The sequence below is a fragment of the Achromobacter spanius genome (assembly GCF_029637605.1).
Classification (GTDB): Bacteria; Pseudomonadota; Gammaproteobacteria; order Burkholderiales; family Burkholderiaceae_B; genus Achromobacter; species Achromobacter spanius_E.
In genome coordinates, this window is sequence record NZ_CP121261.1 from 4,915,610 (window position 1) to 4,939,390 (window position 23,781).

Consider the following 23,781-nt stretch of genomic DNA (forward strand, 5'->3'; position numbering starts at 1 on the left):
CGCAGCGCGTGGCCAGCCCCGGTTCGCGTCCCTAATTTCGATGCGGCCGGGGACGTTGCGCGCACCTTACAAACTCCCGAAAGTTCATTTGCTTGGGTAAAAAGATTCAAGCTATACTCTGCGGGTTTGACGCTTGCGGGATAAGAACACGTGGCGGCCGGGTAGGTAAAAGTAGTTGAAAAACACTGCTTTTGCGCAGGCTAGCCGGTTCTGACAGGGGCAAGAAGTAGCGGGGTGTTTGATGCATGAGCCAATGCAAAACTCGATGCAAAGCGCAATGCAAAGCAAAATGCAAGATGCGCAGCAACGAGGGTTGTCGGGCCAGGGTGGGGATGGAGCAGGTGGTGGTGGCATCTACAGTGATGGCATCAACGATGACGACATCAAGGTCCTGGTTCTAAGCGACGCGGATCGCGTGGCGCTGAATGCTCAGGCAAGCCGCGGTCTCCTGTTGGCACTGGCGGCGCAAGGCGCCATGGGGCTCGCAGCAGCGGTAATTGCGGGAGTTGTCGGAGGGGCGGCGGCTGGTTGGTCGGCGCTGGCGGGGGCGGGAGCGTATTTCATACCCAATGCATTGTTTGCATTGCGCCTGGCTGTCAGTGTTCGGGCCGGTAAAGCCAATCCCTTTACCTTTCTCTCTGGTGAGTTGATCAAGTTGTTCGCAACCGCATTGCTGTTGTGGATGCTTTCGCGTGTGGCACAGGACAGTCTGGTTTGGCCTGCCGCATTGCTGGGTCTGATACTCACATTGAAGGGTTATCTCTTGCTCTTGATGTTCCGCAAGTTGTCTTAGCGCCGAGCAGTAAGTAGCGGCAAACGTGATCGTGGAATCGTCCGACTCGCAAGGGTTCGGGCATACAGCAAATAGGGTAGGATTCAAATGGCTGCTGCCAGCGACGTGTCGCCTCAGTCCGCGTATATTCAGCATCACCTGGTGCATCTGAACAATACCGGTGAAAAACAGAGCGCAATTGCTCAGTTCAACGTCATCAATTACGACTCGTTGTTCTGGTCCGGCCTGATGGGTCTGATCGTCATTTTCTTTCTGTGGCGCGCTGCTCGCCGCGCCACCAGTGGCGTACCGACCCGCTTCCAGGCTTTCGTGGAAATGATCGTCGACATGGTCGACGACCAGGCCAAGGGCATCGTCCACAACGCCAAAAGCCGTCTTTTCATCGCCCCGCTGGCGCTCACCGTGTTCCTCTGGATCATCCTGATGAACGCGCTGGACTTGCTGCCGGTTGACCTGTTGCCCTCCATCTGGCGCCTGACCGGCCTGGGTGCGCATCACGGCGATCCCCTCTATTACCACCGCATTCTGCCGACGGCCGACCTGAACGTGCCGATGGGCATGTCGCTGGGCGTGCTGCTGCTGATGTTCTATTACGGCATCAAGATCAAGCACCCGGGTGGCTTCGTCAAAGAACTGTTCACCGCGCCGTTCCATGCGCATGGCCTGGGCGCCATCGTGCTGGCCCCGTTCAACCTGCTGCTGAACTTGATCGAATACGCCGCCAAGTCCGTGTCGCTGGGCATGCGGTTGTTCGGCAACATGTTCGCCGGCGAACTGATTTTCATGCTGATCGCCCTGCTGGGTGGCGCCTGGACCGGCTTTAACGGTGCCAGCATCGGCTTGGGAATCGGTCACATCCTGGCCGGCTCCATCTGGGCGATCTTCCACATCCTGATCGTCCTTCTGCAGGCCTTCATCTTCATGATGCTGACGCTGGTGTATCTCGGCCAGGCACACGAAGGCCACTGATCCCCGAATTTCCCGCGCTGGTCATCCGGCCAGCGTGGGATAGCAAGATTATCTTGCATTGAGCTGTACCCCTTATTTTCAATTTTTGACTTCAGATTTCTAACCAAGGAGTTGTCATGACCAACGTCGCTTTCGTTGCCCTCGCTTGCGGTCTCATCATCGGTTTGGGTGCTATCGGCGCTTGCATCGGCATCGCATTGATGGGCGGCAAGTATCTGGAAGCTTCGGCTCGTCAGCCTGAGCTGATGAACGCTCTGCAAACGAAGATGTTCCTGCTGGCCGGCCTGATCGACGCGGCATTCCTGATCGGCGTGGGTATTGCCATGCTGTTCGCCTTCGCCAACCCGTTCGTCGGTTAAGGCAGCGCCCGCCGGCGAATAGGCGGGTCATGACGTTGGCGGCGATGTGGGCAACAGCCCCGTCGCCGGCCAGCAAAGTATCGAGTGCTCCGTGACGCCCCTTTCCGGGTGCGGTCGGAGCCGCAAGGTGTTAAAGGAACGACCGTGAATCTGAACGCGACGATCATTTTCCAGATGCTCGTGTTCTTCGTTCTGGGCTGGTTCACGATGAAATTCGTGTGGCCTCCTCTGACGAAGGCGATGGACGAGCGCCGCCAAAAAATCGCCGACGGCCTTGCCGCCGCCGAGAAGGGCAAGGCCGATTTGGCTCAAGCCCAGGCGCGTGTCAGTCTGATCGAGGCTTCTGCCAAGTCCGAAAACCACGCCCGCATCATCGAGGCCGAGAAGCAAGCTGCCTCCCTGATCGAGCAAGCCCGCCGTGAAGCGGAAGCTGAACGCGCCCGTATCGTGGCCCAAGCCGCTCAGGATGCCGCGCAGGAAGTCCAGCGCGCTCGTGACTCGCTGCGCGACGATGTTGCCGCGCTGGCTGTCAAGGGTGCTGAACAGATCCTCAAGCGCGAGGTTGACGCCCGCGCCCACGCCGAGCTGCTCAACCAGCTTCGCGCGCAGCTTTAATCCGGGACCGTCATGGCTGAACTTTCCACTGTTGCCCGGCCCTACGCTGAAGCGCTCTTCAGCGCAGCGCGCGACGACAAGGCCGGCTTGCCGGCCTGGGCCGACCTGGTCAGCGAAATGTCGCAGGTCGCCTCCAACCCCGACGTGCGCGAGGCCATGGCCGACCCGCGTCTGGGTGACAAGCAGCGCGTCGAGCTGTTCTCCGGCCTGATCAAGGCCGAACTGCCGCAGGCCGCCCGTAATTTCATCGAGCTGCTGGTTGAAAACGACCGGCTGCTGCTGCTGCCCGACATCGCCACGCAATTCGTGGTGCTGCGCAATCGTCACGAGGGCACGGCGCAGGCGGAAATCACCAGCGCGTTCGAACTGAGCGACGCCCAGGTCAAAGACCTGGTCGACGCGCTCGAACAAAAATTCGGCCTCAAGCTCAAGCCCAACGTCACCGTCGACCAGTCGTTGATCGGCGGCGTGCGCGTGGCTGTCGGTGACCAGGTGCTCGATACTTCCGTACAAGCCCAATTGGTCCGCATGCGCGATCAGCTCGCCGCTTAAGGCAACTAACAGGATTCCAGGAGTCAATATGCAACTCAATCCCTCCGAGATCAGCGAACTGCTCAAGAGCCGCATCGAGGGCCTGGGCGCTTCGGCTGATGTCCGTACTCAGGGCACCGTCGTGTCCGTGACCGACGGTATTACCCGCATCCACGGCTTGTCCGACGTGATGCAGGGCGAAATGCTCGAATTTCCCAACAACGTTTTCGGTCTGGCGCTCAACCTCGAGCGCGACTCCGTCGGCGCCGTTATTCTGGGCGACTACACCGGCATCTCCGAAGGCGACCAGGTCAAGACGACCGGCCGCATTCTGGAAGTTCCGGTTGGTCCGGAACTGAAAGGCCGCGTGGTGAACACGCTGGGCGAGCCGATCGACGGCAAGGGCCCGGTCAACGCCAAGGAAACCGACATCATTGAAAAAGTGGCGCCTGGCGTTATTGCCCGCCGCTCGGTGTCGCAGCCGCTGCAAACCGGCGTCAAGGCTATCGACTCGATGGTGCCGATCGGCCGTGGCCAGCGCGAGCTGATCATTGGCGACCGCCAAACCGGCAAGACCGCTGTCGCCGTCGACACGATCATCAGCCAGAAGGGCAAGGGCGTCACCTGCGTGTACGTCGCTATCGGCCAGAAGGCTTCCACGATCAACAACGTGGTGCGCAAGCTGGAAGAGCACGGCGCGATGGAATACACCATCGTCGTGGCCGCTTCGGCTTCGGACTCGGCCGCCATGCAATACCTGGCCGCCTACGCCGGTTGCACGATGGGCGAATACTTCCGCGATCGTGGCGAAGACGCCCTGATCGTTTATGACGACCTGACCAAGCAAGCCTGGGCCTACCGCCAGGTGTCGCTGCTGCTGCGCCGTCCGCCGGGCCGTGAAGCCTACCCGGGCGACGTGTTCTACCTGCACTCGCGTCTGCTGGAACGTGCTGCCCGCGTGAACGAAGACTACGTCGAAAAGTTCACCAACGGCGCCGTCAAGGGCAAGACCGGTTCGCTGACCGCACTGCCGATCATCGAAACGCAAGCCGGCGACGTGTCCGCCTTCGTTCCGACCAACGTGATCTCGATCACCGACGGCCAGATCTTCCTGGAAACCGACCTGTTCAACGCCGGTGTCCGCCCCGCCATCAACGCCGGTATCTCGGTGTCGCGTGTGGGTGGTGCTGCGCAGACCAAGGTCGTCAAGAAGCTGTCCGGCGGTATCCGTACCGACTTGGCGCAGTACCGTGAACTGGCCGCCTTCGCGCAGTTCGCTTCCGACCTGGACGACGCCACCCGTCGCCAGCTGGAACGCGGCAAGCGCGTGGTCGAACTGCTCAAGCAGCCGCAATACCAGCCGCTGCAAGTGTGGGAACTGGCCGTCACGCTGTACACGGTCAACAACGGCTACCTGGATGACGTGGACGTGGCCCAAGTGCTGTCGTTCGAGAAGTCGCTGAAGGATCAACTGAAGGCCAAGCATGCGGCCATGATCCAGCGCATCGAAGACACCAAGGAACTGTCCAAGGACGACGAGGCCGAACTGGCCACCGCCGTTCAGGAATTCAAGAAGCACGGTGCTTTTTAAGAAAGTGATGGGTTAGGCGTCTGCAACGCCTCACCCGTCCTTACCGGATGGTTGAGGCGTGAGCGGAACCCATCGGCCAGTCTTCACAGGAAAGCGCAATGCCCGGAATTAAGGAAATCCGAACCAAGATCAAGAGCGTGCAAAACACGCGCAAGATCACCAAGGCGATGGAAATGGTCGCCGCATCCAAAATGCGCAAGGCGCAGGAACGGATGCGTGCTGGTCGTCCGTACGCCACCAAGGTGCGCGAGATTGCTGCGCACCTGATGCAGGCCAACCCCGAGTACAGCCACCCGTACCTGGTCGAACGCGAAGTCAAGGCGGTCGGCGTGGTCATGGTGACGACTGACAAGGGTTTGTGCGGCGGCTTGAACACCAACATCACTCGCGTGACGTTGGGCAAGCTGAAAGAGTTCGAGAAAAACGGCATCGCCGTGCAAGCGACCGCTTTCGGCAACAAGGGCGTGGGTGTGCTGACCCGTATCGGCGCCAAACTGGTTTCCCAGGAAGTGCAACTGGGCGACAAGCCGCAACTGGACCGCCTGCTGGGCGCGATCAAGGTGCAGCTGGACGCCTACCTGGAAGGCCGCATCGATGCGCTGTACGTGGCTTCGACCCGCTTCGTCAACACGATGAAGCAGGAGCCGTTGTTCTTGCGTCTGCTGCCGTTGGCCAGTGGTTTGGACGATCCGTATCAATCGGGTGCCGAGAGCCTGGCCAAGACGTCGGAAGTGAAGTCGGACTACAGCTGGGATTACATCTACGAACCCGACGCCCGTAGCGTGATCGACGACCTGCTGCAGCGTTACGTTGAAGGCCTGCTGTATCAAGCCGTGGCCGAGAACATGGCTTCGGAGCAGTCGGCCCGGATGGTCGCCATGAAGGCGGCGTCGGACAACGCCAAGAAGGTCATCGGAGAGCTGCAACTGGTCTACAACAAGACCCGTCAGGCCGCGATCACCAAGGAAATTTCGGAAATCGTAGGGGGCGCTGCCGCCGTGTAAGGCAGGCAGCTCCCATCTAAAGCTATCAAGCAAGGAATCGACATGAGCAACGGAACCATCGTTCAGTGCATCGGCGCCGTGGTGGATATTCAGTTCCCCCGCGATCACATGCCCAAGATCTATGAGGCGCTTACCCTGGCCGACGACGAGTCCTCCTCGTTCGCCGAGAAGGGTCTGACGCTGGAAGTGCAGCAACAGTTGGGCGACGGCGTGGTGCGTACCATTGCGCTGGGTTCCAGCGACGGCCTGCGCCGCGGCATGCAAGTCACCGGCACCGGCGCCCCGATCTCGGTGCCCGTCGGCACCGGCACGCTGGGCCGCATCATGGACGTGCTGGGTCGTCCCATCGACGAAGCCGGCCCGATCCAACACGAAGAAAAGCGTGGCATCCACCAACCGGCTCCCCGTTTCGACGAACTGTCGCCGTCGGTGGAACTGCTGGAAACCGGCATCAAGGTTATTGACTTGGTCTGCCCGTTCGCAAAGGGCGGCAAGGTCGGCCTGTTCGGCGGCGCCGGCGTGGGCAAGACCGTGAACATGATGGAACTCATCAACAACATCGCCAAGCAGCACAGCGGTTTGTCGGTGTTTGCCGGCGTGGGTGAGCGTACCCGCGAAGGCAACGACTTCTACCACGAAATGGAAGAGTCGAACGTTCTGGACAAGGTTGCGATGGTGTTCGGTCAGATGAACGAACCCCCGGGCAACCGTCTGCGCGTGGCGCTGACCGGCCTGACGATGGCCGAGAAGTTCCGTGACGAAGGCCGCGACATCCTGTTCTTCGTGGACAACATCTACCGCTACACCCTGGCCGGTACCGAAGTGTCCGCACTGCTGGGCCGTATGCCGTCGGCCGTGGGCTACCAGCCCACGCTGGCTGAAGAAATGGGCAAGCTGCAAGAGCGCATCACGTCGACCAAGACCGGTTCGATCACGTCCATCCAGGCCGTGTACGTCCCTGCGGATGACTTGACCGACCCGTCGCCTGCCACGACCTTCCAGCATTTGGACTCCACCGTCGTGCTGTCGCGTGACATCGCTTCGCTGGGTATCTACCCGGCCGTGGACCCGCTGGATTCGTCCAGCCGCCAGCTCGACCCGCAAGTCGTTGGCGAAGAGCACTACGCGGTTGCCCGTGGCGTGCAGCAAACGCTGCAACGCTACAAGGAACTGCGCGACATCATCGCGATTCTGGGCATGGACGAACTGTCGCCCGAAGACAAGCAGGCCGTGGCCCGCGCGCGTAAGATCCAGCGCTTCCTGTCGCAGCCGTTCCACGTTGCTGAAGTGTTCACCGGCTCGCCCGGCAAGTACGTTCCGCTGGCCGAAACCATCCGTGGTTTCAAGATGATCGTGGACGGCGAGTGCGATGCACTGCCGGAACAGGCCTTCTACATGGTCGGTTCGATCGACGAGGCCTTCGAGAAGGCCAAGAAACTGCAATAAGGAACCGATATGGCTACCCTGCATGTGGATGTCGTCAGCGCAGAGGAAGCGATCTTCTCCGGTGAGGCGAAGTTCGTGGTGCTGCCTGGCGAAGCGGGTGAACTGGGCATCTTGCCCGGCCACACCCCGCTGATTTCGCGCATACGCCCCGGCACGGTCAAGATCGTTCGTGCCGACCAAGGCGAGGAAAACATCTTCGTCGCCGGGGGCATTCTGGAAGTGCAGCCGGGCAGCGTGACGGTTTTGGCCGACACCGCTATCCGTGCTTCCGATCTGGACGAAGCCCGCGCCGTGGAAGCTCGCAAGAAGGCCGAAGAGGCCCTGGCGAACGCCAAGGACAAGGCGGACATCGCAGTTGTCGAAGCGGAACTCGCCATGCTGGCTGCGCAAGCCATCGCGGCGCGCAAGCTGCGTCAAGGCGGCCGTTCGCACTAAGCGGCAAAGCAGTACACCGGAGCTTGCTCTGGATTGAAAAAGGCGGCCATTGGCCGCCTTTTTCATGCCTGTTCGAATTGCACGGGTGAATTGCACGGGCCCTGGCCGTGGCGACCGCAATGCGTTCGATACGAATAGCTGGGCGGGTTTTGCAACAGTAGCCTTCAAGCTTGCCTAACGAGCGTAGGGGGAAGCGTGCGAGAAGTTCTGGATTGCGGGGTGCTGCTGGCGCCCGGCCATGAAGCCGCCATGCGCGACTGGGTGACGCGGTATCAGGCCGGGCTGCCGCGCGTACGCTTGCATCTGGTGCCTTTGGAGGCGCAGGCGGGCACGGGTAATGTGGCCACGGGCCATGTCGCCACCGGTTCTGCTGCCACGGGTGATGCCGCCGTGGACTCCGCGAGTACACCCGAGGCCACGCGCCTGCCTGCGGGCTTGCACCAGGACGTACAGGCGTTGGCCCGCGTTGCCGTGTCGCTGCGGCGCTATGACAGCTGTGTGCTGCCGGTGGCGCCATCGTCGGTGGCCTGGGCGCGCATGGCCCTGTCGCACGCGGGCGACGCGCTGACCACGCCCTTGCTGCTGCTGATGGAAGGCATGAAAGCGCCCGCCATCGAAGACTTGCTGGGCCTGGGCGCGGCGGACTTCATGGCGCAGCCCGCCTGCATGGAAAGCATGCGAGTGCGGTTGGGCCGCCTGCGTCGGTCCGCCTCGGGCACGCACCCGGCCTGGCGCGAGGCCAGGGTGGAAGAGGCGTCGGCACGCTACACCGCCGACGGCAGCAGCGCCGCGCCATCGCTGCACGCCGTCCGGCCCCCGGTGGCTGCAGACATCCTCGCACAGGGCCTGGCCAACCTGCGGGACACCCGGCGCCAGGCGGCGCAGGAGTCGTTCCGCCAAGCCAAGGCGCGGGTGGTCGACGGATTCGAGCGTGACTACATCCGCCACGCCCTGTCGCGCCATGGCGGCAATGTGGCGCAGGCCGCGCGCGCCTGCGAAAAGCATCGCCGTGCCTTCTGGGCCTTGATGCGCAAGCATGGTATTGAGGCCGCGCCGTACCGGCAGGCAGCGCAAGGACGCAGGATGCGTGACTAAACCGCTCTTGCGCCCCAAGGGAAGTAAAATCACGGCTTCCGATCAACGAGGATAGTCGTGTCTGCTTCCAGCTTGAAGAACGATGTGTTCTTGCGCTCGCTCTTGCGCGAGCCCGTGCCCTATACCCCGATCTGGCTGATGCGCCAGGCGGGTCGCTACCTGCCCGAGTACCGCGCCACGCGGGCCCGCGCAGGCTCCTTCATGGGCCTGGCTCAAAACCCGGACTACGCCATGGAGGTCACGTTGCAGCCGCTGGCGCGCTACGACCTGGATGCGGCCATTCTGTTTTCGGACATTCTGACGGTGCCGCATGCAATGGGCCTGGGCCTGGACTTCGCCGAAGGCGAGGGCCCGCGCTTTGCCCACCCCGTGCGCACCGAGGAAGACGTCGCCCGCCTGGCCGTGCCCGACATGGACAAGCTGCGTTATGTCTTCGATGCGGTAGGCGTGATCCGCCGCGAGCTGGACGGCAAGGTGCCGCTGATCGGCTTTGCCGGCAGCCCGTTCACCATCGCCTGCTATATGGTCGAAGGCAAGGGCAGCGACGACTACCGCCTGATCAAGACCATGCTGTATTCCCGCCCGGACCTGCTGCACCGCATCCTGGAAATCAACGCCGAGGCCACGCTGCAATACCTGAACGCGCAGATCGCCGCGGGCGCTCAGGCCGTCATGCTGTTCGACAGTTGGGGCGGTGTGCTGGCCGATGGCCTGTTCCAGCAATTCTCGCTGGCCTACTCCAAGAAGGTCGTGGATGGCCTGACCCGTGAAAACGAAGGCCGGCGCGTGCCCGTCATCGTGTTCACCAAGGGCGGTGGCCAATGGCTGGAACAGATTGCGGCTTGTGGTTGCGACGCCGTGGGGCTGGATTGGACCGTGGACCTGGCCGCGGCGCGCCGCCGCACCGGCGACTCGGTTGCCTTCCAGGGCAACCTGGACCCGATGGCGCTGTTTGGCGGTGGCCCCGCCATCCGCGCGGAAGCCCGCCGCGTGCTGGACGCCTTTGGTCCGGTCGGCAAGGGCGGCCACGTGTTCAACCTGGGACACGGAATTTCGCGCTTCACTCCGCCGGAAGCCGTAGCCGAATTGGTCGAAGAAGTCCACCAACACAGCCGCACGCTGCGGGGGTAAGTGAGTGAACGCTTCGGTTCCTAGGGCCGATATTTGAGGGCCCGGGCAAGTACTTGTGCACAGCAGGAATTTGCCTGGGGAAAACCCTTTAGAAGCTAGTTTACAATCTTGGAACGTTATATAAGCTGCTGTTTTTAAACGGAAAAATAGAGTTTTCCACCGGATTGCAGCATGCTGCGCAATCTTGGCTTATTCCGAAAATTGACGTTGCTCCAGCCTTTTCCCCAAAGTTATCCACAGGCGCCGCCCAAGCCGGCCGGCGCGCCTGGGCGGCAATTGTCCAGCGGCGCCATCCCCGATTACCTATCATCCATTCGGATTAAACCTTTTCCATGACCCGTCCAAGTCTCCATGTCTGAACCGCTCGCAGGAACGACTTCCGAAGCCGTCTGCTGGGTGCGCGTGGCGCTGGACGTCCCCTTGCCCGGCCCCTTCGATTACCGCAGTGATGCGCCGGTCGCGGTGGGCTTGCGGGTGATCGTCCCGTTTGGGCGGCGCAAGATGGTCGGCGTGGTGGTGGAGAACCCGGCGGAGCCGTCATACGAGCCCAAGCAGATCCGGCCGATCGAACATGTGCTGGACGACCTGCCCCCCTTTGACGAAGACTGGCTGCGCATGGCGCGCTTTGCGGCGGACTACTATCAGCGGCCTTTGGGCGAAGTGATGTTGCCTACCTTGCCTCCGCCCTTGCGCAAGCCCACCGCGTATCAGGGCAAGCGTTCGGCGGGCGGCCCGGTGGCGCGCCTGGACAATCGCAAGCGGAAACCGGTGCGTGCGCCGGCCAAGGCGGATCAGCCGCCGGAACTTAACGACGCGCAGCGCGCTGCCGTGGACACCATTGGGGCATTGACCGGCTTCAAGCCGGTGCTGCTGCATGGCGTGACGGGTAGCGGCAAGACCGAGGTCTACCTGCGGGCAGCGGAAAAAGTGCTGGGCCAGGGGCGGCAAGTGCTGCTGATGGTGCCCGAAATCAACCTGACGCCGCAGTTGGAAGCCGCGCTGCGCGCGCGCCTGGAAGCCTTGGTGGGGCCGGATGGCCTGGCCGTCATGCACAGCGGCTTGTCCGACGGTGAGCGGTTGCAGGCCTGGGCCCGCGCCCAACGCGGCGAGGCGCGCATGGTGCTGGGCACGCGCATGTCGATCTTTGCGCCCCTGAGCAAGCTGGGCTTGATCGTGGTGGACGAAGAGCACGACGCTTCCTACAAGCAGCAGGACGGCCTGCGCTATTCGGCGCGTGACCTTGCCGTGTGGCGCGCGCACGATCTGGATATTCCCGTGGTGTTGGGCTCGGCCACGCCGTCCCTGGAGACTTGGCAGCATGCCGAGCGCGGCCGCTATCTGCGCTTGACGCTGCCGGGCCGGGCGCGCTCCAGCACGCTGCCGTCGATGCGTCTGGTGGACACACGCCGCCTGCAGATGAAGCACGGCATGTCGCCACATTTGCTGGAAGCCATCGGCCAGCGCCTGGAACGCAAAGAGCAGTCGCTGATCTTCCTGAACCGGCGCGGCTATTCCCCGGTGCTGCATTGCCAGTCCTGCGCCTGGGTCAGCAATTGCCCGCGCTGCACCGCGTTTACCGTGCTGCATCGCACGGATGGGCGCGGCCATCGGCTGCAGTGCCACCACTGCGGCTACCAGGCGCCGGTGCCGCGTGCGTGCCCGGAATGCGGCGACCAGGACCTGGCGCCCATGGGCCGGGGCACTCAGCGCATCGAAGAGCATCTGGCCGAGTTGTTCCCCGGGGCGCGCATCCTGCGCATCGATGCCGACAGCACGCGCAAGAAAGGCAGTGCCGAAGCGCTGTTCGCCTCCGTGCACGCGGGCGAGGTCGACATCCTGGTGGGCACGCAGATGGTGGCCAAGGGGCATGATTTTGCGCGGCTGGGCCTGGTGGGCGTGCTGAATTCCGATTCGATGCTGTTCGCGCACGACTTCCGCGCGCCCGAGCGCCTGTTTGCTCAGCTGATGCAGGTAGCGGGCCGGGCCGGCCGCCACCAGGGCAATGGCGAGGTGCTTATCCAGACCGGCTACCCGGAGCAGCCGGTGTATCAGGCCTTGCTGCGCCATGACTACGCGGGCTTTGCGCGCCATGCCCTGCATGAACGCGAAAGCACCGGCTTGCCGCCCTTCGTTTATCAAGCCCTGCTGACGGCCGAAGCGCGCGAACTGAAAGTGGCGCAGGCCTTCCTGGAGCGCGCGCGCGTGCTGCCCGAAGGCGAATGGGCCGCCGACTTTCCCAGCCTGGATGCCATCATGCTGTACGACCCGGTGCCGTTGCGCGTGGTGCGGGTGGCCAATATCGAGCGTGCCCAACTGCTGGTGGAAAGCAGCAGCCGGCCGGCCTTGCAGGCCTTTCTGACGTCGTGGTCGCACCACTTGCCGTATATCGCCAACGAGGCGCGGGTGCGCTGGCAGTTGGAAGTCGATCCGCTTGAAATCTAGCCTAAGGTCCAACATGTCCGCCAACGAAGCCATTGCCCAAGGGATGAACCCCGCCCAACGCGAGGCGGTGCTGTACCTGGACGGCCCCTGCCTGGTGCTGGCGGGCGCCGGCAGCGGCAAGACGCGCGTGATCACGCAGAAAATTGCGTATCTGCTGCGCGAATGCGGTTATATGGGCCGCAACGTGGTGGCCTTGACCTTCACCAACAAGGCTGCGCGCGAAATGGACGAGCGCGTCAAGACGCTGGTCGATCGCAAGCTGTCCAAGGGATTGATCATCAGCACGTTCCACTCGTTGGGCGTGAAGATGCTGCGCGAGGAAGCGCGCAACGCCGGGCTCAAGCCCACGTTTTCCATTCTGGATGCCGATGACGCCATGTCCATCATCCAGGAACTGCTGGCCACCACCGACAAGGCGCGGCTGCGGCACGTGCAGGGCATTATTTCGCTGTGGAAAAACGCGCTGATGGAGCCGGACGACGCCGCGCGCGAAGCCGTCACGCCGGGCGACGTGGAAGCCGCCAATATCTACCGCAGCTATGCGGCCACGCTGGCGGCCTATCAGGCGGTGGACTTCGATGACCTGATCCGCATTCCCGCGCTGCTGCTGTCCAGCAACGAAGAGGTGCGCACGCGCTGGCAAAACCGCGTCCGCTACCTGCTGGTGGACGAATACCAGGACACCAACGTGTGCCAGTACCGGCTGGTGCAGTTGCTGACGGGCTCGCGCGCCATGTTCACGGCGGTGGGCGACGACGACCAGGCCATCTACGCCTGGCGCGGCGCCACCATCGAAAACCTGGCCAAGCTGACCACCGACTACCCCAACATCAAGCTCATCAAGCTGGAACAGAACTACCGCTCGGTGCAGCGCATTCTGGCCGCCGCCAACGCAGTCATTGAAAAGAACCCCAAGCTGTTCGACAAGAAGCTGTGGTCCGACCTGGGCGTGGGCGAGCCCATCCTGGTGTCGGCCATGGACGGTGAAGAGCAGGAAGCCGAATCCATCGCCATGAAGGTGTCGGCCTCGCGCTTTGAACGGCAGGCGCAGTGGAAGGATTTCGCCATCCTGTACCGCAGCAATCATCAGTCGCGCATTCTGGAACAGGCGCTGCGCAACCTGAAGATTCCGTACACGATCTCGGGCGGGCAAAGCTTTTTCGACAAGGCGGAAGTGCGCGACGTCTTGTCGTACCTGCGCCTGTTGGCCAACGACGATGACGACCCCGCGTTCATCCGCGCGGCCACCACGCCCAAGCGCGGCATCGGCCAGGCCACCTTGCAGGTGCTGGGCCAGTACGCGGCCACGCGCGAAACGTCGCTGCTGGCCGCCGTGGCCGAAACCGGTTTGGAAAGCTTGCTGGCACCGCGCCAGTTGGAGCCCCTGCGTACCTTTGCCGAATTCATCCGCCGCATGCAGTGGCGCGCCGGACGTGGCGCCACCGGCAAGGACGCCGCGCCGGCCGAACCCGCCGGCGTCATCCTGGACGACCTGGTGGAAGCCATTCAGTACGAACGCCATCTGTTCGAACTGTTCGAGGAACGCCCCGCGCAAACGCGCTGGCAGAACGTGCTGGAGCTGACCGGCTGGCTCAAGCGCAAGGCCGAAGAAGACAACATGACGCTCTTCGACCTGGTGCAGCACGTGGCGCTGGTCACGATGCTGGAGCGCGGCGAGGAAGACGAGCCCGATGCGGTGAAGATGTCGACCCTGCATGCGTCCAAGGGCCTGGAGTATCCGCACGTGTATCTGGCGGGTGTGGAAGAAGGCTTGCTACCGCACCTGGGTAAGGACGATGAAGTGGGCGACCCCGCGCGCGCTGCCGAGAACCTGGCCACGCGCATTCAGGAAGAACGCCGCCTGATGTACGTGGGCATCACCCGTGCGCAGCGCAGCCTGAATCTAAGCTGGTGCAAGCGCCGCCGCCGCGCGCGCGAAGACCTGGTGCGCGAGCCGTCGCGCTTCATCGAAGAGATGGGGCTGGGGGATGTGCGCGTGCAGGAAGACGAAGCCACCGCCGCCATGAACCCCAAGGAGCGCATGGCCATGTTGAAAGCGCTGCTGAAGAAGTAGCGCGCAGCCCGTGCCATGAAAGACGACGTCCGCTATCTGCCCGTGTCCGGCACACCGGGGCTGGTGCTGGGGCAAGCGCGTCTCAGCGAATTCCAGTTTGACCGCCACTATCACGAGGACTATCACATCGGCCTGGTGACGCAGGGCGTGCAACGCCAGCACTTTCGTGGGCAGAGCATTCTGCTGGGGCCTGGCGGCATTGCGTTGATGCCGCCCGGCGAGATCCATGACGGCATGGGGGCGGACGACCAAGGCTCGGCCTATGTACTGAAGACGTTTCGGATTTCGGCGGCCTTGATGCGCACCTGGATCGAAGACGTGTCGGACGCCGCCGCCCGCGAGCACTTCTTTGGCACGCTGCTGCAAGACGCCGCGCTGGCGCAGCGCTTCATGGCCTTGCACAACGTGTGGATGTCCCGCGCGCCGGACGAACCGCTGGCGCGGCAGTCGCAATCGCTGGCCTTGATGGCCGACCTGTTCCTGCGCACGCGCACGGTGTTGCCGCAAGTGGTCAAGGGCGGCCTGTCAGCGGCGCATCGGCTTGCCGTGCGGGATTACTGCCATGCGCATCTGAGCGAGAAGATCGCGTTGGACGACCTGGCGCGCTTGTGCGGACTCAGCCGTTTTCAATTCCTGCGGCGCTTTACGCACACGGCGGGTTTGACGCCCCACGCCTGGTTGGTGCGGCTGCGGCTGGAGCGGGCCTGCGCGGTGCTGGCCACCGCGCGCATGTCGGTGGCCGAGGTGGCGGCGGAAGTGGGTTTCTATGATCAAAGCCATTTCAACCGCGCTTTCCGCGCCGCCTATGGCGCACCGCCTTCGGCTTATCAACCCACGGCGTAGGTGTAGGCGAGGCCGCAGGCCTCACACAGCCGCTTCAACCCACCCGCGCGCGCAGCGCCGACAGGAAGTGGTCCACGTCTTGTTCCGTGGTGGCAAAGGACGTCACCAGACGCACGACGCCCGGACCCCAGCGGTCGTGATAGAAACGGAAGCCGTCGGCCAGCAGGCCGTCGATGGCGGCGGCGGGCAATTGGCAGAACAGGATGTTGGCGTCGGCCTTGCCTTGCAGTGTCACGCCGGGCAGGCCTTGCATGCCCGCCGCCAGCCGGGCGGCCATGGCGTTGGCCTGGCGCGCGTTGCGCAGCCACAGGCCATCATCCAGATACGCTTCCATTTGCGCGGACAGCAAGCGCATCTTTGACAACAGATGGCCGCCGCGCTTGCGCCGGAACGCCAGGTCGCGCGCACGCTCAGGGTTGAACATCACGATGGCCTCGGCGCCCAGCACGCCGTTCTTGGTGGCGCCGAACGACAGAATCTCCACGCCCGCCTTCCACGTCATGTCCGCCGGCGTGCAGTCCAGGCTGACCAGCGCGTTGGCAAAGCGCGCGCCGTCCATGTGCAGCGGCAGGCCCGCATCGCGGCAGACGCTGCCGATGGCCTGGATCTCATCCAAGGTATAGACGCTGCCGGTTTCCGTGGCCTGCGTGATGCTGACGCAGGACGGCTGCACGGAATGCACGTCACCCACCTTGCGCCGCGCCTGCTCCGCCAGTTGGACCGGGTCGATCTTGGCGTCGGCCCCGCCCAGCAGCATCAGGCGTGCGCCATGGGTGTAGAACTCGGGCGCCCCACATTCATCGTTGGCGATATGGCTTTGCGTGTGGCACAGCACGGCGCCCCAGGGCGGCGTCAGCGCGGCCAGGCTGAGCGAATTGGCGGCGGTGCCGGTGGGCACCAGCAGCACGTCGACCTCGTGCTCGAACAGCTCGGCCAGCCGGCGCTGCACATTCAGGGTGCTGTCGTCGGCGCCATAGGGCTGGGCCTGGCCGGTGCTGGCGCGCAGCAGCGCTTGCATCACTTCGGGGCTGGCGCCCGCGATGTTGTCGCTGGAAAAGCCCATATTGGGGGCGGGGACGGATAAGGGCGTGTTCACGGTTGGCTTCGGCGGATACGGGAAAGCCGTCACTATGCCGGGGCGCGCGCATGCGGGCTTGTAGAAAATTGCGGCTGGCTCCTACACTGGGCAAGTCCATCTTGAAGGAGCGCATCATGTGTCGTTGGCTGGCTTACACCGGAAGTCCCCTACAGATGGAAAGCGTGCTGTTCAAGGCCAAGCACTCGCTTATCGACCAGAGCCTGCATTCGCGCCTGGGCGCCACCACGACCAATGGCGATGGCTTTGGCCTGGGTTGGTACAGTCGGCCCTCGAATAGCCACATCGAGCCGCCGTTCCGCTACCGCAGCGTGCACCCCGCCTGGAACGATCGCAACTTGCGCGAAGCAGCGCGCGCCATCCACGCGCCGCTGTTCGTGGCGCATATCCGCGCGGCCACCGACACGCCCGCGCAAGAAACCAACTGCCATCCGTTTCGCCACGGCCAGTGGCTGTTCGTGCATAACGGGGTGATTCGCGACTACCCCTTGCTGCGCCGCGACCTGATGCTGATGATTGCGCCGGCCTATTTCGGGTCGCTGGAAGGGTCCACTGATTCCGAGGTGATGTTCCTGCTGGCCCTGACCTTCGGCCTGGAGGAAGACCCGATTCCCGCGCTGGCCCGCATGGTGGGCGCGGTGGAAGAAACGGGCCGCCGCCACGGCGTGACGCATCCCATCAACATGACGGTGTGCGCGCTGGATGGCGAAAGGCTGATTGCGGTGCGTTATTCCAGCGAGGCAGAGTCGCGCACCCTGTTCCACAATACCTGCGTGCGCCATTTGCGCGAGCTGTATCCGCAGGACCCGCAGATCGCCACGCTGGACGAAGACGCCTTTCTGCTGCTGTCCGAGCCCTTGAGCGAAATGCCCGGCGTCTGGGAAGAAGTGCCCGAAGCCACCGCCATCATCGCCGGGGGCGGCGATGTGCGGCATTACCCCTTCGTGCCGATTGCTCCGGGGCCGTGACGGGGCTTTTAGGCAGAATCCGGCCAAATATCGTCGAAATTGGCCGATAAATAGGGGTCATCAAGCACGTATCGCCCATATAAGGGAGAATGCGTGTCGCAATGACTTTGCGACGTCCTGGGCCGCGAAAGCACCCCAACTCAATAAGGAAGTTGCATGACAGATAGCAAAACCCCGCAAGTCTCAGACGCATTGGCGGTGTTTACGCACACGGGGAACGCCCCGGTTCGCTTTGAATTGCATGACAAGGGCGTGGTCTGCCAGCAAGGCGACACACGCAGCTACACCGCCTTCGCGGATGTACTGGACCTTTGCCTGTTCCCCGCTGAAGCGGGCGCAACGGCAGGCCCGATCCACCAATTTGCCTACCGTACCAGCACGACGCAAGACTGGACCGTGGTGTCCGGCGACGTCAGCAACTTCGCCCAGCTCCTGGATGCATTCCGCTCGCGCTACGTCGCGCAGCGCCTGCCCGTGCTGGAAGCGTTGATGGCCGACGGCAAGCGCGTGGCATTCCGGACGATCAAGTCCGGTGATTTTCCCGGCTTTGACACGCAGGAACTGGCCCTGTCGGCCGAAGGCCTGCATATTGACGGCGCCACCTGGCCCTATGAATCGTTGCAGCGCATCGACCTGAACGACTGGACCGAGACGATCACCCTGCAAGACGACAACGGCAAGACCGTGTTTTCGTGCGTGACGACGCGCATTCTCAGCTCGGACCTGCTGGTGAACCTGGTGTACGACCAGTTGGGTCAAACGGCGGAATACGCCTGACGGGCATCGTCGGCGCAAGCGGCGTAACGGGCACGCTTGATACGTAAAGATGAAGGGCCGCCCCGAGCGTTACGAGCGGCCCTTTTGCATGGGGTTTGGCGGTTGTTGCGTCGCTTTGCCGATGACGTTGACGCTATCGCTGGCGCAGTTGCTGATGCTGCTGCCGCTGAGGTTTCTGTTGTCCTTACCGTCTTGGCGAGCGGGTCAATGCCCCGCGTGCAGCGCGGGATTCAGCGTGCCCCAGGCCGCGGTGCGGACCAGGGATTCCACGGCACCGGTCTGCGAATTTCGACGGAACAACAACCCATGCCGGCCCGCCAGCGACGCCGCTTTCACTACCGCGCCTTCCGGCGTCAGCACCCGCGTTCCAGCTGTGATGTAGCAGCCGGCTTCCACCACGCAATCGTCGCCCAGCGAGATCCCGATACCTGAGTTCGCGCCCAGCAGGCAGCGTTTGCCAATGGACACCACCTGCTTGCCGCCACCCGACATGGTGCCCATGATGGACGCGCCGCCGCCGATATCGCTGCCGTCGTCCACGATGACGCCCGCGCTGATGCGGCCTTCGACCATCGAGGCGCCCAGCGTGCCAGCGTTGAAATTGCAGAACCCTTCATGCAGCACGGTCGTGCCCGCCGACAAGTGCGCGCCCAGGCGCACGCGCGCCGTATCGGCAATGCGCACGCCGCTGGGCACGACGTAGTCGGTCATGCGGGGAATCTTGTCCACGCCGCGAATTTCCAGTGTTTGCCCCGTGGCGCGCAATTGCCAGCGCAAGGCATCCACCTGATCCACCGCGCAAGGACCCACGGACGTCCACGCCACGTTGGTCAGCACGCCGAACAAGCCATCCAGGTTTGCCTCATGCGGGCGGATCAGGCGATGGCTGAGCAGATGCAGCCGAAGATAGGCGTCATGCGCATCGGCCGGCGGTTCATCCAGCGACGCAATGGCGGTGCGCACGGCAACGATATCCACCTTGCGCCGCGTATCGCGGATCAAGGCCGTGGGCACATGTTCGCCCAGCGCCGCGCGGGCTTCTTCAGGCGTCAGGTGGCGCGTACCGGAAGCGGGCGTACGCTCGGCCAGCGACGGACGTGGATACCAGGTGTCAAGCACGGAGCCATCGGCGGCAAGCGTGGCCAAGCCGTAGGCGATGGCGCTGGAGGGAGCGGCGGACATGATAATTAGCGATAAAAAAATGGAAAAATTCGACGTAGGATGGGTGAAGCGCGAACGGCCGTTCAATAGAACACCAGTGTGAAACGCGCGCAACCCATCAGCCGCCCGTGGATCAACCCGTGACCACCGCCAGATGGGTTACGCGCGATGGGCCACCGGCGCCCTTGCCATCGACACCGCGCGCTTCACCCATCCTACGATGCCAGGCAAGCGAAACCCATCAGCCGAGACCCCGTAGGATGGGTGAAGCGCGAACCGCCGTTCAAAAGAACACCACCGTAGATCGCGCGCAACCCATCATCCGATGAGTCACCCACGCCGTTGCCATCACCCCTACGCCAATTCCTTCAACAGCAACTCCCAGAACTTCAGCCGCTGTTCCAGCGTCGACACCAGCACATACTCATTCAACGTATGTGCCCCATCGCCATCAGCGCCCAAGCCATCCAACGTAGGAATTCCCATCGCCGACGTGAAGTTCGCGTCGCTGCCGCCGCCGGTCATCGGCGCGTCTTCCAGCAGGAAACCCGCCCGATCCGCGTAGCCTTGCACCAGCGACAGCAACGCCGCCGCAGCGTCTGTCTTCACCATCGGCGGGCGGTTCAGTTCAACGTTGATGTCCAGTTCCACATCCGGCCCCACCGCGCACAACTCACGCATGCGGCGCAGCACGTCTTCGGCGGCGCCCATGTCCGGCACGCGGAAGTCCACCACGCAGCGGCACAGCGCCGGCACCGTATTCGTGACCGTGCCGCCCGCAATCGTGCCCACGCTGACCGTGATGCCGCGGTCGTAGTCGGTCATGGCTTCCAGCGCCAACACCTGGTGCGCCATTTCGCGGATCGCGCTGCGGCCCTTTTCGTGCTGCATGCCGGCGTGCGCCGGGCGGCCCTTCACGTTCAGGTTCAACATGCCCGTGCCCTTGCGCGCGGTCACACACTTGCCGCCGTTCGGACGCGCCGGTTCGCAGACCAGCGCGTACTTGGCGTTGGCGGCAAAGCGTTCGATGTGCACGCGGGACGCATGGCTGCCGGTTTCCTCATCCGGCACCACCAGGAAGTCCACCGGCAGTTGCGTCGCGCCGGGACGCGCCACCCCGGCCAGCGCGGTCAGCGCCAGGTAGATGCCCGCCTTCATGTCATAACTGCCCGGGCCGTAGAGACGGTCGCCATCAATACGCACCGGGTTTTCAAGCAGCGTGCCCACCGGGTGCACCGTGTCCATGTGCGCCAGGATCAGGATGCCCGGGCGCGTGTCGCCGGGCGCGCGGTTGGTGGCGTACAGCAGCGGACCCGTGGTGTGGCCCAGCGACGACAGCTCAACCGTCAGGCCCGCGGCGGCCGCGTAGTCGGCGATGATGCGCGCCATGGCGGCGATGCCTTCGGGAAAGTTCGACGGCGATTCGCATTGCAGCCAGCTTTGAATGCCGGCGACGATCTGTTCAGTGCTCTGAGTGTTGGACATGGCGGGTTCGGTTTCAGCAATGAAAAAGGAAGGAGCGATCAGGCGACCTGCTGGCCGGCCAGGCGGGCCAGTTCGGCGTCGTCGGGCATCTTGCCGTCAAACCACAAACTGGCGCAAACGGCCGACATGGCGCGGCCATCGTGGCCGATGCCGGGCACCACTTGCAGCGTCCAGCCAAACGGCACGCCACGGCGCTCGGCTTCTTGCTTGCCGAAGTCGTAGTAGTTCTTGGCGCGCGCGAAGCGGTGCGGGCCCTGGCGCATGGCGGCAGGCTCCGCCGGCAGGTTCGGGTCGTCGGTGGCAATGTCCTGATCGCCCGCCAGAATCGTCATGGGGTAGGCCAGCAGCTTCACCAGGTGCTCTTCGGTCAGACCCACGCCGTCCATGCCTTCGGGGAACGGGTAATCAAACGTGGGCAGCGTGTACCAGCCCGGGTTGCCCGCCGTCACGGCCTTGAAGGGCGCGTGCGACTGGCTGCTCATCAAGCGGTGCACGAACTGGCCGCCCGCCGAGTGGCCGAACAGGTAGACGTTCTGGCCGTCGGTGATTTCACCGTCGATCATGTCCTTGATGACGTTGCCCACCAGCGCGTATGTCCAGCCATCGATGTGGCGCGGGTTGCCGCCAGCCGAGAACACGCGGCCGTTGTTGTAGCTTTCAACGCCGGGCCAGATCTCGTTGGAGAAGGTCAGCGCCACGATCAGCAGCTTGTGCTTGTCGGCGGCCTCGACCCAGAAGTCGCGGTATTCGTCGCCGTTGCGCAGCACACCATGCTGCACGATGACGACCGGGCGGTCGGGCGTGTAGCCGTAGGGGCGGTACGTTTGCAGCTTGAACGGGCGATCCGAATTGCGGTCCTCGTCGATGTACTGGATGGTGTTGCGGCCCGCATGGCCCATTTCGATGGCGATGCGGTCCACGTTGGACATGTCGGAGGGTTTCATCAGGCGCTCGCTTCGTTCAGGTGACAGGCCGACCAATGGCCCGCCGAGATTTCTTTCAGGGCCGGCGCCTGCTCGCGGCATCGCGGCATGGCGTGGGGGCAACGGGGGTTGAAGGTGCAGCCCGGGGGCGGGTTCAGCGGCGACGGGATTTCTCCCTTGATCGGCGTGAACTTGCGGCCACGGCGGGCCACGTCCGGCACCTCGGCCATCAAGGCCTGAGTGTACGGGTGGTTGGCGCGCGCGAAGATCTCGGCCGACGTGGAAATTTCCACGATCTTGCCCAGGTACATGATCGCGACGCGATCCGAGATGTGCTTGACCACGCCCAGGTCGTGGCTGATGAAGAGATACGTAAAGCCGTGCTGTTCGCGCAGGTCCATGAACAGGTTGATCACCTGTGCCTGGATGGACACGTCCAGCGCGGCCACGGGCTCGTCGCAAACCAGGAACTTGGGCGCCACCATCAGCGCGCGGGCGATGCCGATGCGCTGGCGCTGGCCGCCGGAAATCTGGTGGGGAAAGCGGTCGCGGTATTCGGCGTCCAGACCCACTTCCTTCAAGGCCTGGTCAATACGAGCGGGGATCTCGGCCGGCGGCGCCAACTTGTGGACCTTCAGCGATTCGCCCAGGATCTGGCGCAGGCGCTGGCGCGGGTTCAAGGACGCTTGCGGGTCCTGGAAAATCATCTGCACGCCCAGCGTGTAGGCCAGCTTGTCGGCGCCGCGCAGGCGCACGGCGTCGCGGCCCTGGTACAGCAGTTCGCCTTCAGTCTGGCGGTGCAGGCCGGCCACGACGCGGCCCAGGGTGGACTTGCCGCAACCTGATTCACCCACCAGCCCGACGACTTCGCCGCGCTGGATGGACAGGTCCACGCCGTTCACGGCATGCACCGTGCGGCGGTCCAACGGGCGGCCGGTCAGGGCCAGGATGCGCTGGGCCAGGTCGGGGCGCTGTTCGAATCGCTTGTGGACGTTCTTGAGCTCGATGACGGGAGTATCGGCTTGGCTCATGCTTGCTGTGCCTCGCGGGCTATCGGCACGTAACAGCGGTAGCTGCGCGGACCTTCGGTGGTAACGGAGGGGGCTTGTTCGGTGCAGCGCGGGATAACCTTGGTGCAGCGCGGCCGGAACGCGCAGCCCGACGGGCGGCCCGCCAGGCTGGGCGCCATGCCGTTGATCTGGTGCAGGCGGGCGCCGGGCTGGGTGGCGCCGGGCATCGAATCCAGCAGACCCCGGGTGTAGGGGTGGCGCGGCGATTCCAGCACCTGTTCAACCGGGCCGCTTTCCACAATGCGGCCGGCATACATGACGGCCACGCGGTCGGCCAGTTCGGCCACCACGCCCAGGTCGTGGGTGATCCAGATAAGCGCGGTGTTGTGCTCGCGGCAGATCTCTTGCATGCGGTAGAGAATCTGCCCCTGGATGGTGACGTCCAGCGCGGTCGTGGGCTCGTCGCAAATGATCAGGTCGGGCTTGTTCAGCATGGCGATGGCGATCGCCACGCGCTGGCGCATGCCGCCGGAAAACTCATGCGGATAGCTCTTCAAGCGCTTTTCGGGCGACGGAATGCCCACCATCTCCAGCGCCTCGCGGCAGCGTTCCTCGGCTTGCGCCCGGGACACGCTTTCGTGCGTGAGGATGGCTTCCATCATCTGCTCGCCGATGCTCAGCACCGGGTTCAGCGTCATCAAGGGGTCCTGGAAGATCATGGCGATGCGGTTGCCGCGCAACTGGCGCATCTGCTCTTCCGTGAACTTGCGCAGGTCGGTGCCCTTGAACTTCACTTCGCCGTCCACCACTTCCCCGGGCGGGTCGATCAGGCCCAGCAGCGAGAAGCCGGTCACGGATTTGCCGGAGCCGGATTCGCCCACCAGACCCACGATTTCGCCGCGGCGCACGGTAAGGTCGACGCCGTCGACGGCCAGATACGCACCGGCTTCGGTGTGGAATGCGGTGCGCAGTCCGCGCACATCAAGAAGGATATCGCTCATTTCAGTTGTCCATTGCGCCACAGGCGACGGGT

22 protein-coding genes are annotated in these 23,781 nt (G+C 63.7%); 16 read left to right on the top strand and 6 right to left on the bottom strand.

Annotation, left to right across the window (positions count from 1 at the left end; translation table 11 throughout):
* Positions 1 to 289: 289 nt before the first annotated feature.
* From P8T11_RS21905 to P8T11_RS21970, 14 genes are all read left to right on the top strand, one after another.
* Entirely contained in the window at positions 290 to 793 is a 504-nt protein-coding gene (locus P8T11_RS21905) for an ATP synthase subunit I (protein ID WP_418910321.1), read from the top strand.
* An 87-nt stretch (positions 794 to 880) separates the two neighbouring features.
* Positions 881 to 1,762 carry a F0F1 ATP synthase subunit A gene (gene atpB, locus P8T11_RS21910; RefSeq protein ID WP_268080044.1) on the top strand — a complete coding sequence of 294 codons (882 nt, stop codon included), beginning with the start codon at positions 881 to 883 and terminating at the stop codon, positions 1,760 to 1,762.
* A 116-nt stretch (positions 1,763 to 1,878) separates the two neighbouring features.
* Positions 1,879 to 2,121 (top strand): F0F1 ATP synthase subunit C, encoded by a 243-nt coding sequence (atpE, locus tag P8T11_RS21915; protein WP_003815363.1) that lies wholly within the window; start codon positions 1,879 to 1,881, stop codon positions 2,119 to 2,121.
* Positions 2,122 to 2,265: 144 nt separating this feature from the next.
* The gene (locus P8T11_RS21920) at positions 2,266 to 2,736 is read left to right on the top strand and encodes a F0F1 ATP synthase subunit B (protein ID WP_006227275.1); all 471 of its coding nucleotides are present in this window, start codon (positions 2,266 to 2,268) and stop codon (positions 2,734 to 2,736) included.
* A 12-nt stretch (positions 2,737 to 2,748) separates the two neighbouring features.
* Positions 2,749 to 3,288 (top strand): F0F1 ATP synthase subunit delta, encoded by a 540-nt coding sequence (locus P8T11_RS21925; RefSeq protein WP_050446772.1) that lies wholly within the window; start codon positions 2,749 to 2,751, stop codon positions 3,286 to 3,288.
* A 28-nt stretch (positions 3,289 to 3,316) separates the two neighbouring features.
* Positions 3,317 to 4,858, top strand: a complete 1,542-nt coding sequence (gene atpA, locus P8T11_RS21930) for a F0F1 ATP synthase subunit alpha (protein ID WP_006217061.1) — start codon at positions 3,317 to 3,319, stop codon at positions 4,856 to 4,858.
* A gap of 98 nt (positions 4,859 to 4,956) precedes the next feature.
* Positions 4,957 to 5,862, top strand: a complete 906-nt coding sequence (gene atpG / locus P8T11_RS21935; RefSeq protein ID WP_050446771.1) for a F0F1 ATP synthase subunit gamma — start codon at positions 4,957 to 4,959, stop codon at positions 5,860 to 5,862.
* A 42-nt stretch (positions 5,863 to 5,904) separates the two neighbouring features.
* Entirely contained in the window at positions 5,905 to 7,308 is a 1,404-nt protein-coding gene (gene atpD / locus P8T11_RS21940) for a F0F1 ATP synthase subunit beta (protein ID WP_268080043.1), read from the top strand.
* 9 nt (positions 7,309 to 7,317) lie between these two features.
* The gene (locus tag P8T11_RS21945; protein WP_006217064.1) at positions 7,318 to 7,743 is read left to right on the top strand and encodes a F0F1 ATP synthase subunit epsilon; all 426 of its coding nucleotides are present in this window, start codon (positions 7,318 to 7,320) and stop codon (positions 7,741 to 7,743) included.
* 195 nt (positions 7,744 to 7,938) lie between these two features.
* Positions 7,939 to 8,838 (top strand): helix-turn-helix domain-containing protein, encoded by a 900-nt coding sequence (locus P8T11_RS21950; RefSeq protein ID WP_268080042.1) that lies wholly within the window; start codon positions 7,939 to 7,941, stop codon positions 8,836 to 8,838.
* Positions 8,839 to 8,895: 57 nt separating this feature from the next.
* Positions 8,896 to 9,969, top strand: a complete 1,074-nt coding sequence (gene hemE / locus P8T11_RS21955) for a uroporphyrinogen decarboxylase (RefSeq protein WP_268080041.1) — start codon at positions 8,896 to 8,898, stop codon at positions 9,967 to 9,969.
* Between the two features lie 351 nt (positions 9,970 to 10,320).
* Positions 10,321 to 12,411 (top strand): primosomal protein N', encoded by a 2,091-nt coding sequence (locus tag P8T11_RS21960; RefSeq protein ID WP_268080040.1) that lies wholly within the window; start codon positions 10,321 to 10,323, stop codon positions 12,409 to 12,411.
* 13 nt (positions 12,412 to 12,424) lie between these two features.
* A complete protein-coding gene (locus tag P8T11_RS21965; RefSeq protein WP_268080039.1) occupies positions 12,425 to 14,485 on the top strand; it encodes a UvrD-helicase domain-containing protein in 2,061 nt (686 codons plus the stop codon).
* 15 nt (positions 14,486 to 14,500) lie between these two features.
* Complete coding sequence (locus tag P8T11_RS21970) at positions 14,501 to 15,328, top strand: AraC family transcriptional regulator (protein WP_268080038.1); 828 nt, start codon at positions 14,501 to 14,503, stop codon at positions 15,326 to 15,328.
* A gap of 34 nt (positions 15,329 to 15,362) precedes the next feature.
* Here P8T11_RS21970 and P8T11_RS21975 read toward each other — a convergent pair whose 3' ends face one another.
* Positions 15,363 to 16,424, bottom strand: a complete 1,062-nt coding sequence (locus P8T11_RS21975; protein ID WP_268080036.1) for a threonine aldolase family protein — start codon at positions 16,422 to 16,424, stop codon at positions 15,363 to 15,365.
* Positions 16,425 to 16,540: 116 nt separating this feature from the next.
* Here P8T11_RS21975 and P8T11_RS21980 point away from each other — a divergent pair, with 116 nt between their 5' ends.
* Together P8T11_RS21980 and P8T11_RS21985 are read left to right on the top strand one after the other, a co-directional pair.
* A complete protein-coding gene (locus P8T11_RS21980; protein WP_268080035.1) occupies positions 16,541 to 17,392 on the top strand; it encodes a class II glutamine amidotransferase in 852 nt (283 codons plus the stop codon).
* Positions 17,393 to 17,548: 156 nt separating this feature from the next.
* On the top strand, positions 17,549 to 18,169 hold the full coding sequence (locus P8T11_RS21985; RefSeq protein ID WP_268080033.1) for a hypothetical protein: 621 nt from the start codon (positions 17,549 to 17,551) through the stop codon (positions 18,167 to 18,169).
* 204 nt (positions 18,170 to 18,373) lie between these two features.
* Here P8T11_RS21985 and dapD read toward each other — a convergent pair whose 3' ends face one another.
* The 5 genes from dapD to P8T11_RS22010 all read right to left on the bottom strand — a co-directional run bounded on the left by dapD (position 18,374) and on the right by P8T11_RS22010 (position 23,749).
* The gene (gene dapD, locus P8T11_RS21990) at positions 18,374 to 19,351 is read right to left on the bottom strand and encodes a 2,3,4,5-tetrahydropyridine-2,6-dicarboxylate N-succinyltransferase (protein ID WP_268080031.1); all 978 of its coding nucleotides are present in this window, start codon (positions 19,349 to 19,351) and stop codon (positions 18,374 to 18,376) included.
* A 333-nt stretch (positions 19,352 to 19,684) separates the two neighbouring features.
* Positions 19,685 to 20,815, bottom strand: a complete 1,131-nt coding sequence (locus P8T11_RS21995; protein ID WP_268080029.1) for a M20 family metallopeptidase — start codon at positions 20,813 to 20,815, stop codon at positions 19,685 to 19,687.
* Positions 20,816 to 20,853: 38 nt separating this feature from the next.
* Entirely contained in the window at positions 20,854 to 21,759 is a 906-nt protein-coding gene (locus P8T11_RS22000) for an alpha/beta hydrolase (protein ID WP_268080028.1), read from the bottom strand.
* The gene (locus P8T11_RS22005) at positions 21,759 to 22,769 is read right to left on the bottom strand and encodes an ABC transporter ATP-binding protein (protein ID WP_268080026.1); all 1,011 of its coding nucleotides are present in this window, start codon (positions 22,767 to 22,769) and stop codon (positions 21,759 to 21,761) included. The genes P8T11_RS22000 and P8T11_RS22005 overlap by 1 nt, the downstream gene beginning before the upstream one ends.
* Positions 22,766 to 23,749 carry an ABC transporter ATP-binding protein gene (locus tag P8T11_RS22010; RefSeq protein ID WP_268080025.1) on the bottom strand — a complete coding sequence of 328 codons (984 nt, stop codon included), beginning with the start codon at positions 23,747 to 23,749 and terminating at the stop codon, positions 22,766 to 22,768. The genes P8T11_RS22005 and P8T11_RS22010 overlap by 4 nt, the downstream gene beginning before the upstream one ends.
* Between the last annotated feature and the right edge of the window lie 32 nt (positions 23,750 to 23,781).

Excerpts from the sequence above, each read along its gene's own strand:
- P8T11_RS21905 (WP_418910321.1), top strand. The coding sequence starts at position 290 with ATGCAAGATGCGCAGCAACGAGGGTTGTCGGGCCAGGGTGGGGATGGA.
- atpB (WP_268080044.1), top strand. The coding sequence starts at position 881 with ATGGCTGCTGCCAGCGACGTGTCGCCTCAGTCCGCGTATATTCAGCAT.
- atpE (WP_003815363.1), top strand. The coding sequence starts at position 1,879 with ATGACCAACGTCGCTTTCGTTGCCCTCGCTTGCGGTCTCATCATCGGT.
- P8T11_RS21925 (WP_050446772.1), top strand. The coding sequence starts at position 2,749 with ATGGCTGAACTTTCCACTGTTGCCCGGCCCTACGCTGAAGCGCTCTTC.
- atpA (WP_006217061.1), top strand. The coding sequence starts at position 3,317 with ATGCAACTCAATCCCTCCGAGATCAGCGAACTGCTCAAGAGCCGCATC.
- atpG (WP_050446771.1), top strand. The coding sequence starts at position 4,957 with ATGCCCGGAATTAAGGAAATCCGAACCAAGATCAAGAGCGTGCAAAAC.
- atpD (WP_268080043.1), top strand. The coding sequence starts at position 5,905 with ATGAGCAACGGAACCATCGTTCAGTGCATCGGCGCCGTGGTGGATATT.
- P8T11_RS21945 (WP_006217064.1), top strand. The coding sequence starts at position 7,318 with ATGGCTACCCTGCATGTGGATGTCGTCAGCGCAGAGGAAGCGATCTTC.
- P8T11_RS21960 (WP_268080040.1), top strand. The coding sequence starts at position 10,321 with ATGTCTGAACCGCTCGCAGGAACGACTTCCGAAGCCGTCTGCTGGGTG.
- P8T11_RS21965 (WP_268080039.1), top strand. The coding sequence starts at position 12,425 with ATGTCCGCCAACGAAGCCATTGCCCAAGGGATGAACCCCGCCCAACGC.
- P8T11_RS21970 (WP_268080038.1), top strand. The coding sequence starts at position 14,501 with ATGAAAGACGACGTCCGCTATCTGCCCGTGTCCGGCACACCGGGGCTG.
- P8T11_RS21980 (WP_268080035.1), top strand. The coding sequence starts at position 16,541 with ATGTGTCGTTGGCTGGCTTACACCGGAAGTCCCCTACAGATGGAAAGC.
- P8T11_RS21985 (WP_268080033.1), top strand. The coding sequence starts at position 17,549 with ATGACAGATAGCAAAACCCCGCAAGTCTCAGACGCATTGGCGGTGTTT.
- dapD (WP_268080031.1), bottom strand. The coding sequence starts at position 19,351 with ATGTCCGCCGCTCCCTCCAGCGCCATCGCCTACGGCTTGGCCACGCTT.
- P8T11_RS21995 (WP_268080029.1), bottom strand. The coding sequence starts at position 20,815 with ATGTCCAACACTCAGAGCACTGAACAGATCGTCGCCGGCATTCAAAGC.
- P8T11_RS22000 (WP_268080028.1), bottom strand. The coding sequence starts at position 21,759 with ATGAAACCCTCCGACATGTCCAACGTGGACCGCATCGCCATCGAAATG.
- P8T11_RS22005 (WP_268080026.1), bottom strand. The coding sequence starts at position 22,769 with ATGAGCCAAGCCGATACTCCCGTCATCGAGCTCAAGAACGTCCACAAG.
- P8T11_RS22010 (WP_268080025.1), bottom strand. The coding sequence starts at position 23,749 with ATGAGCGATATCCTTCTTGATGTGCGCGGACTGCGCACCGCATTCCAC.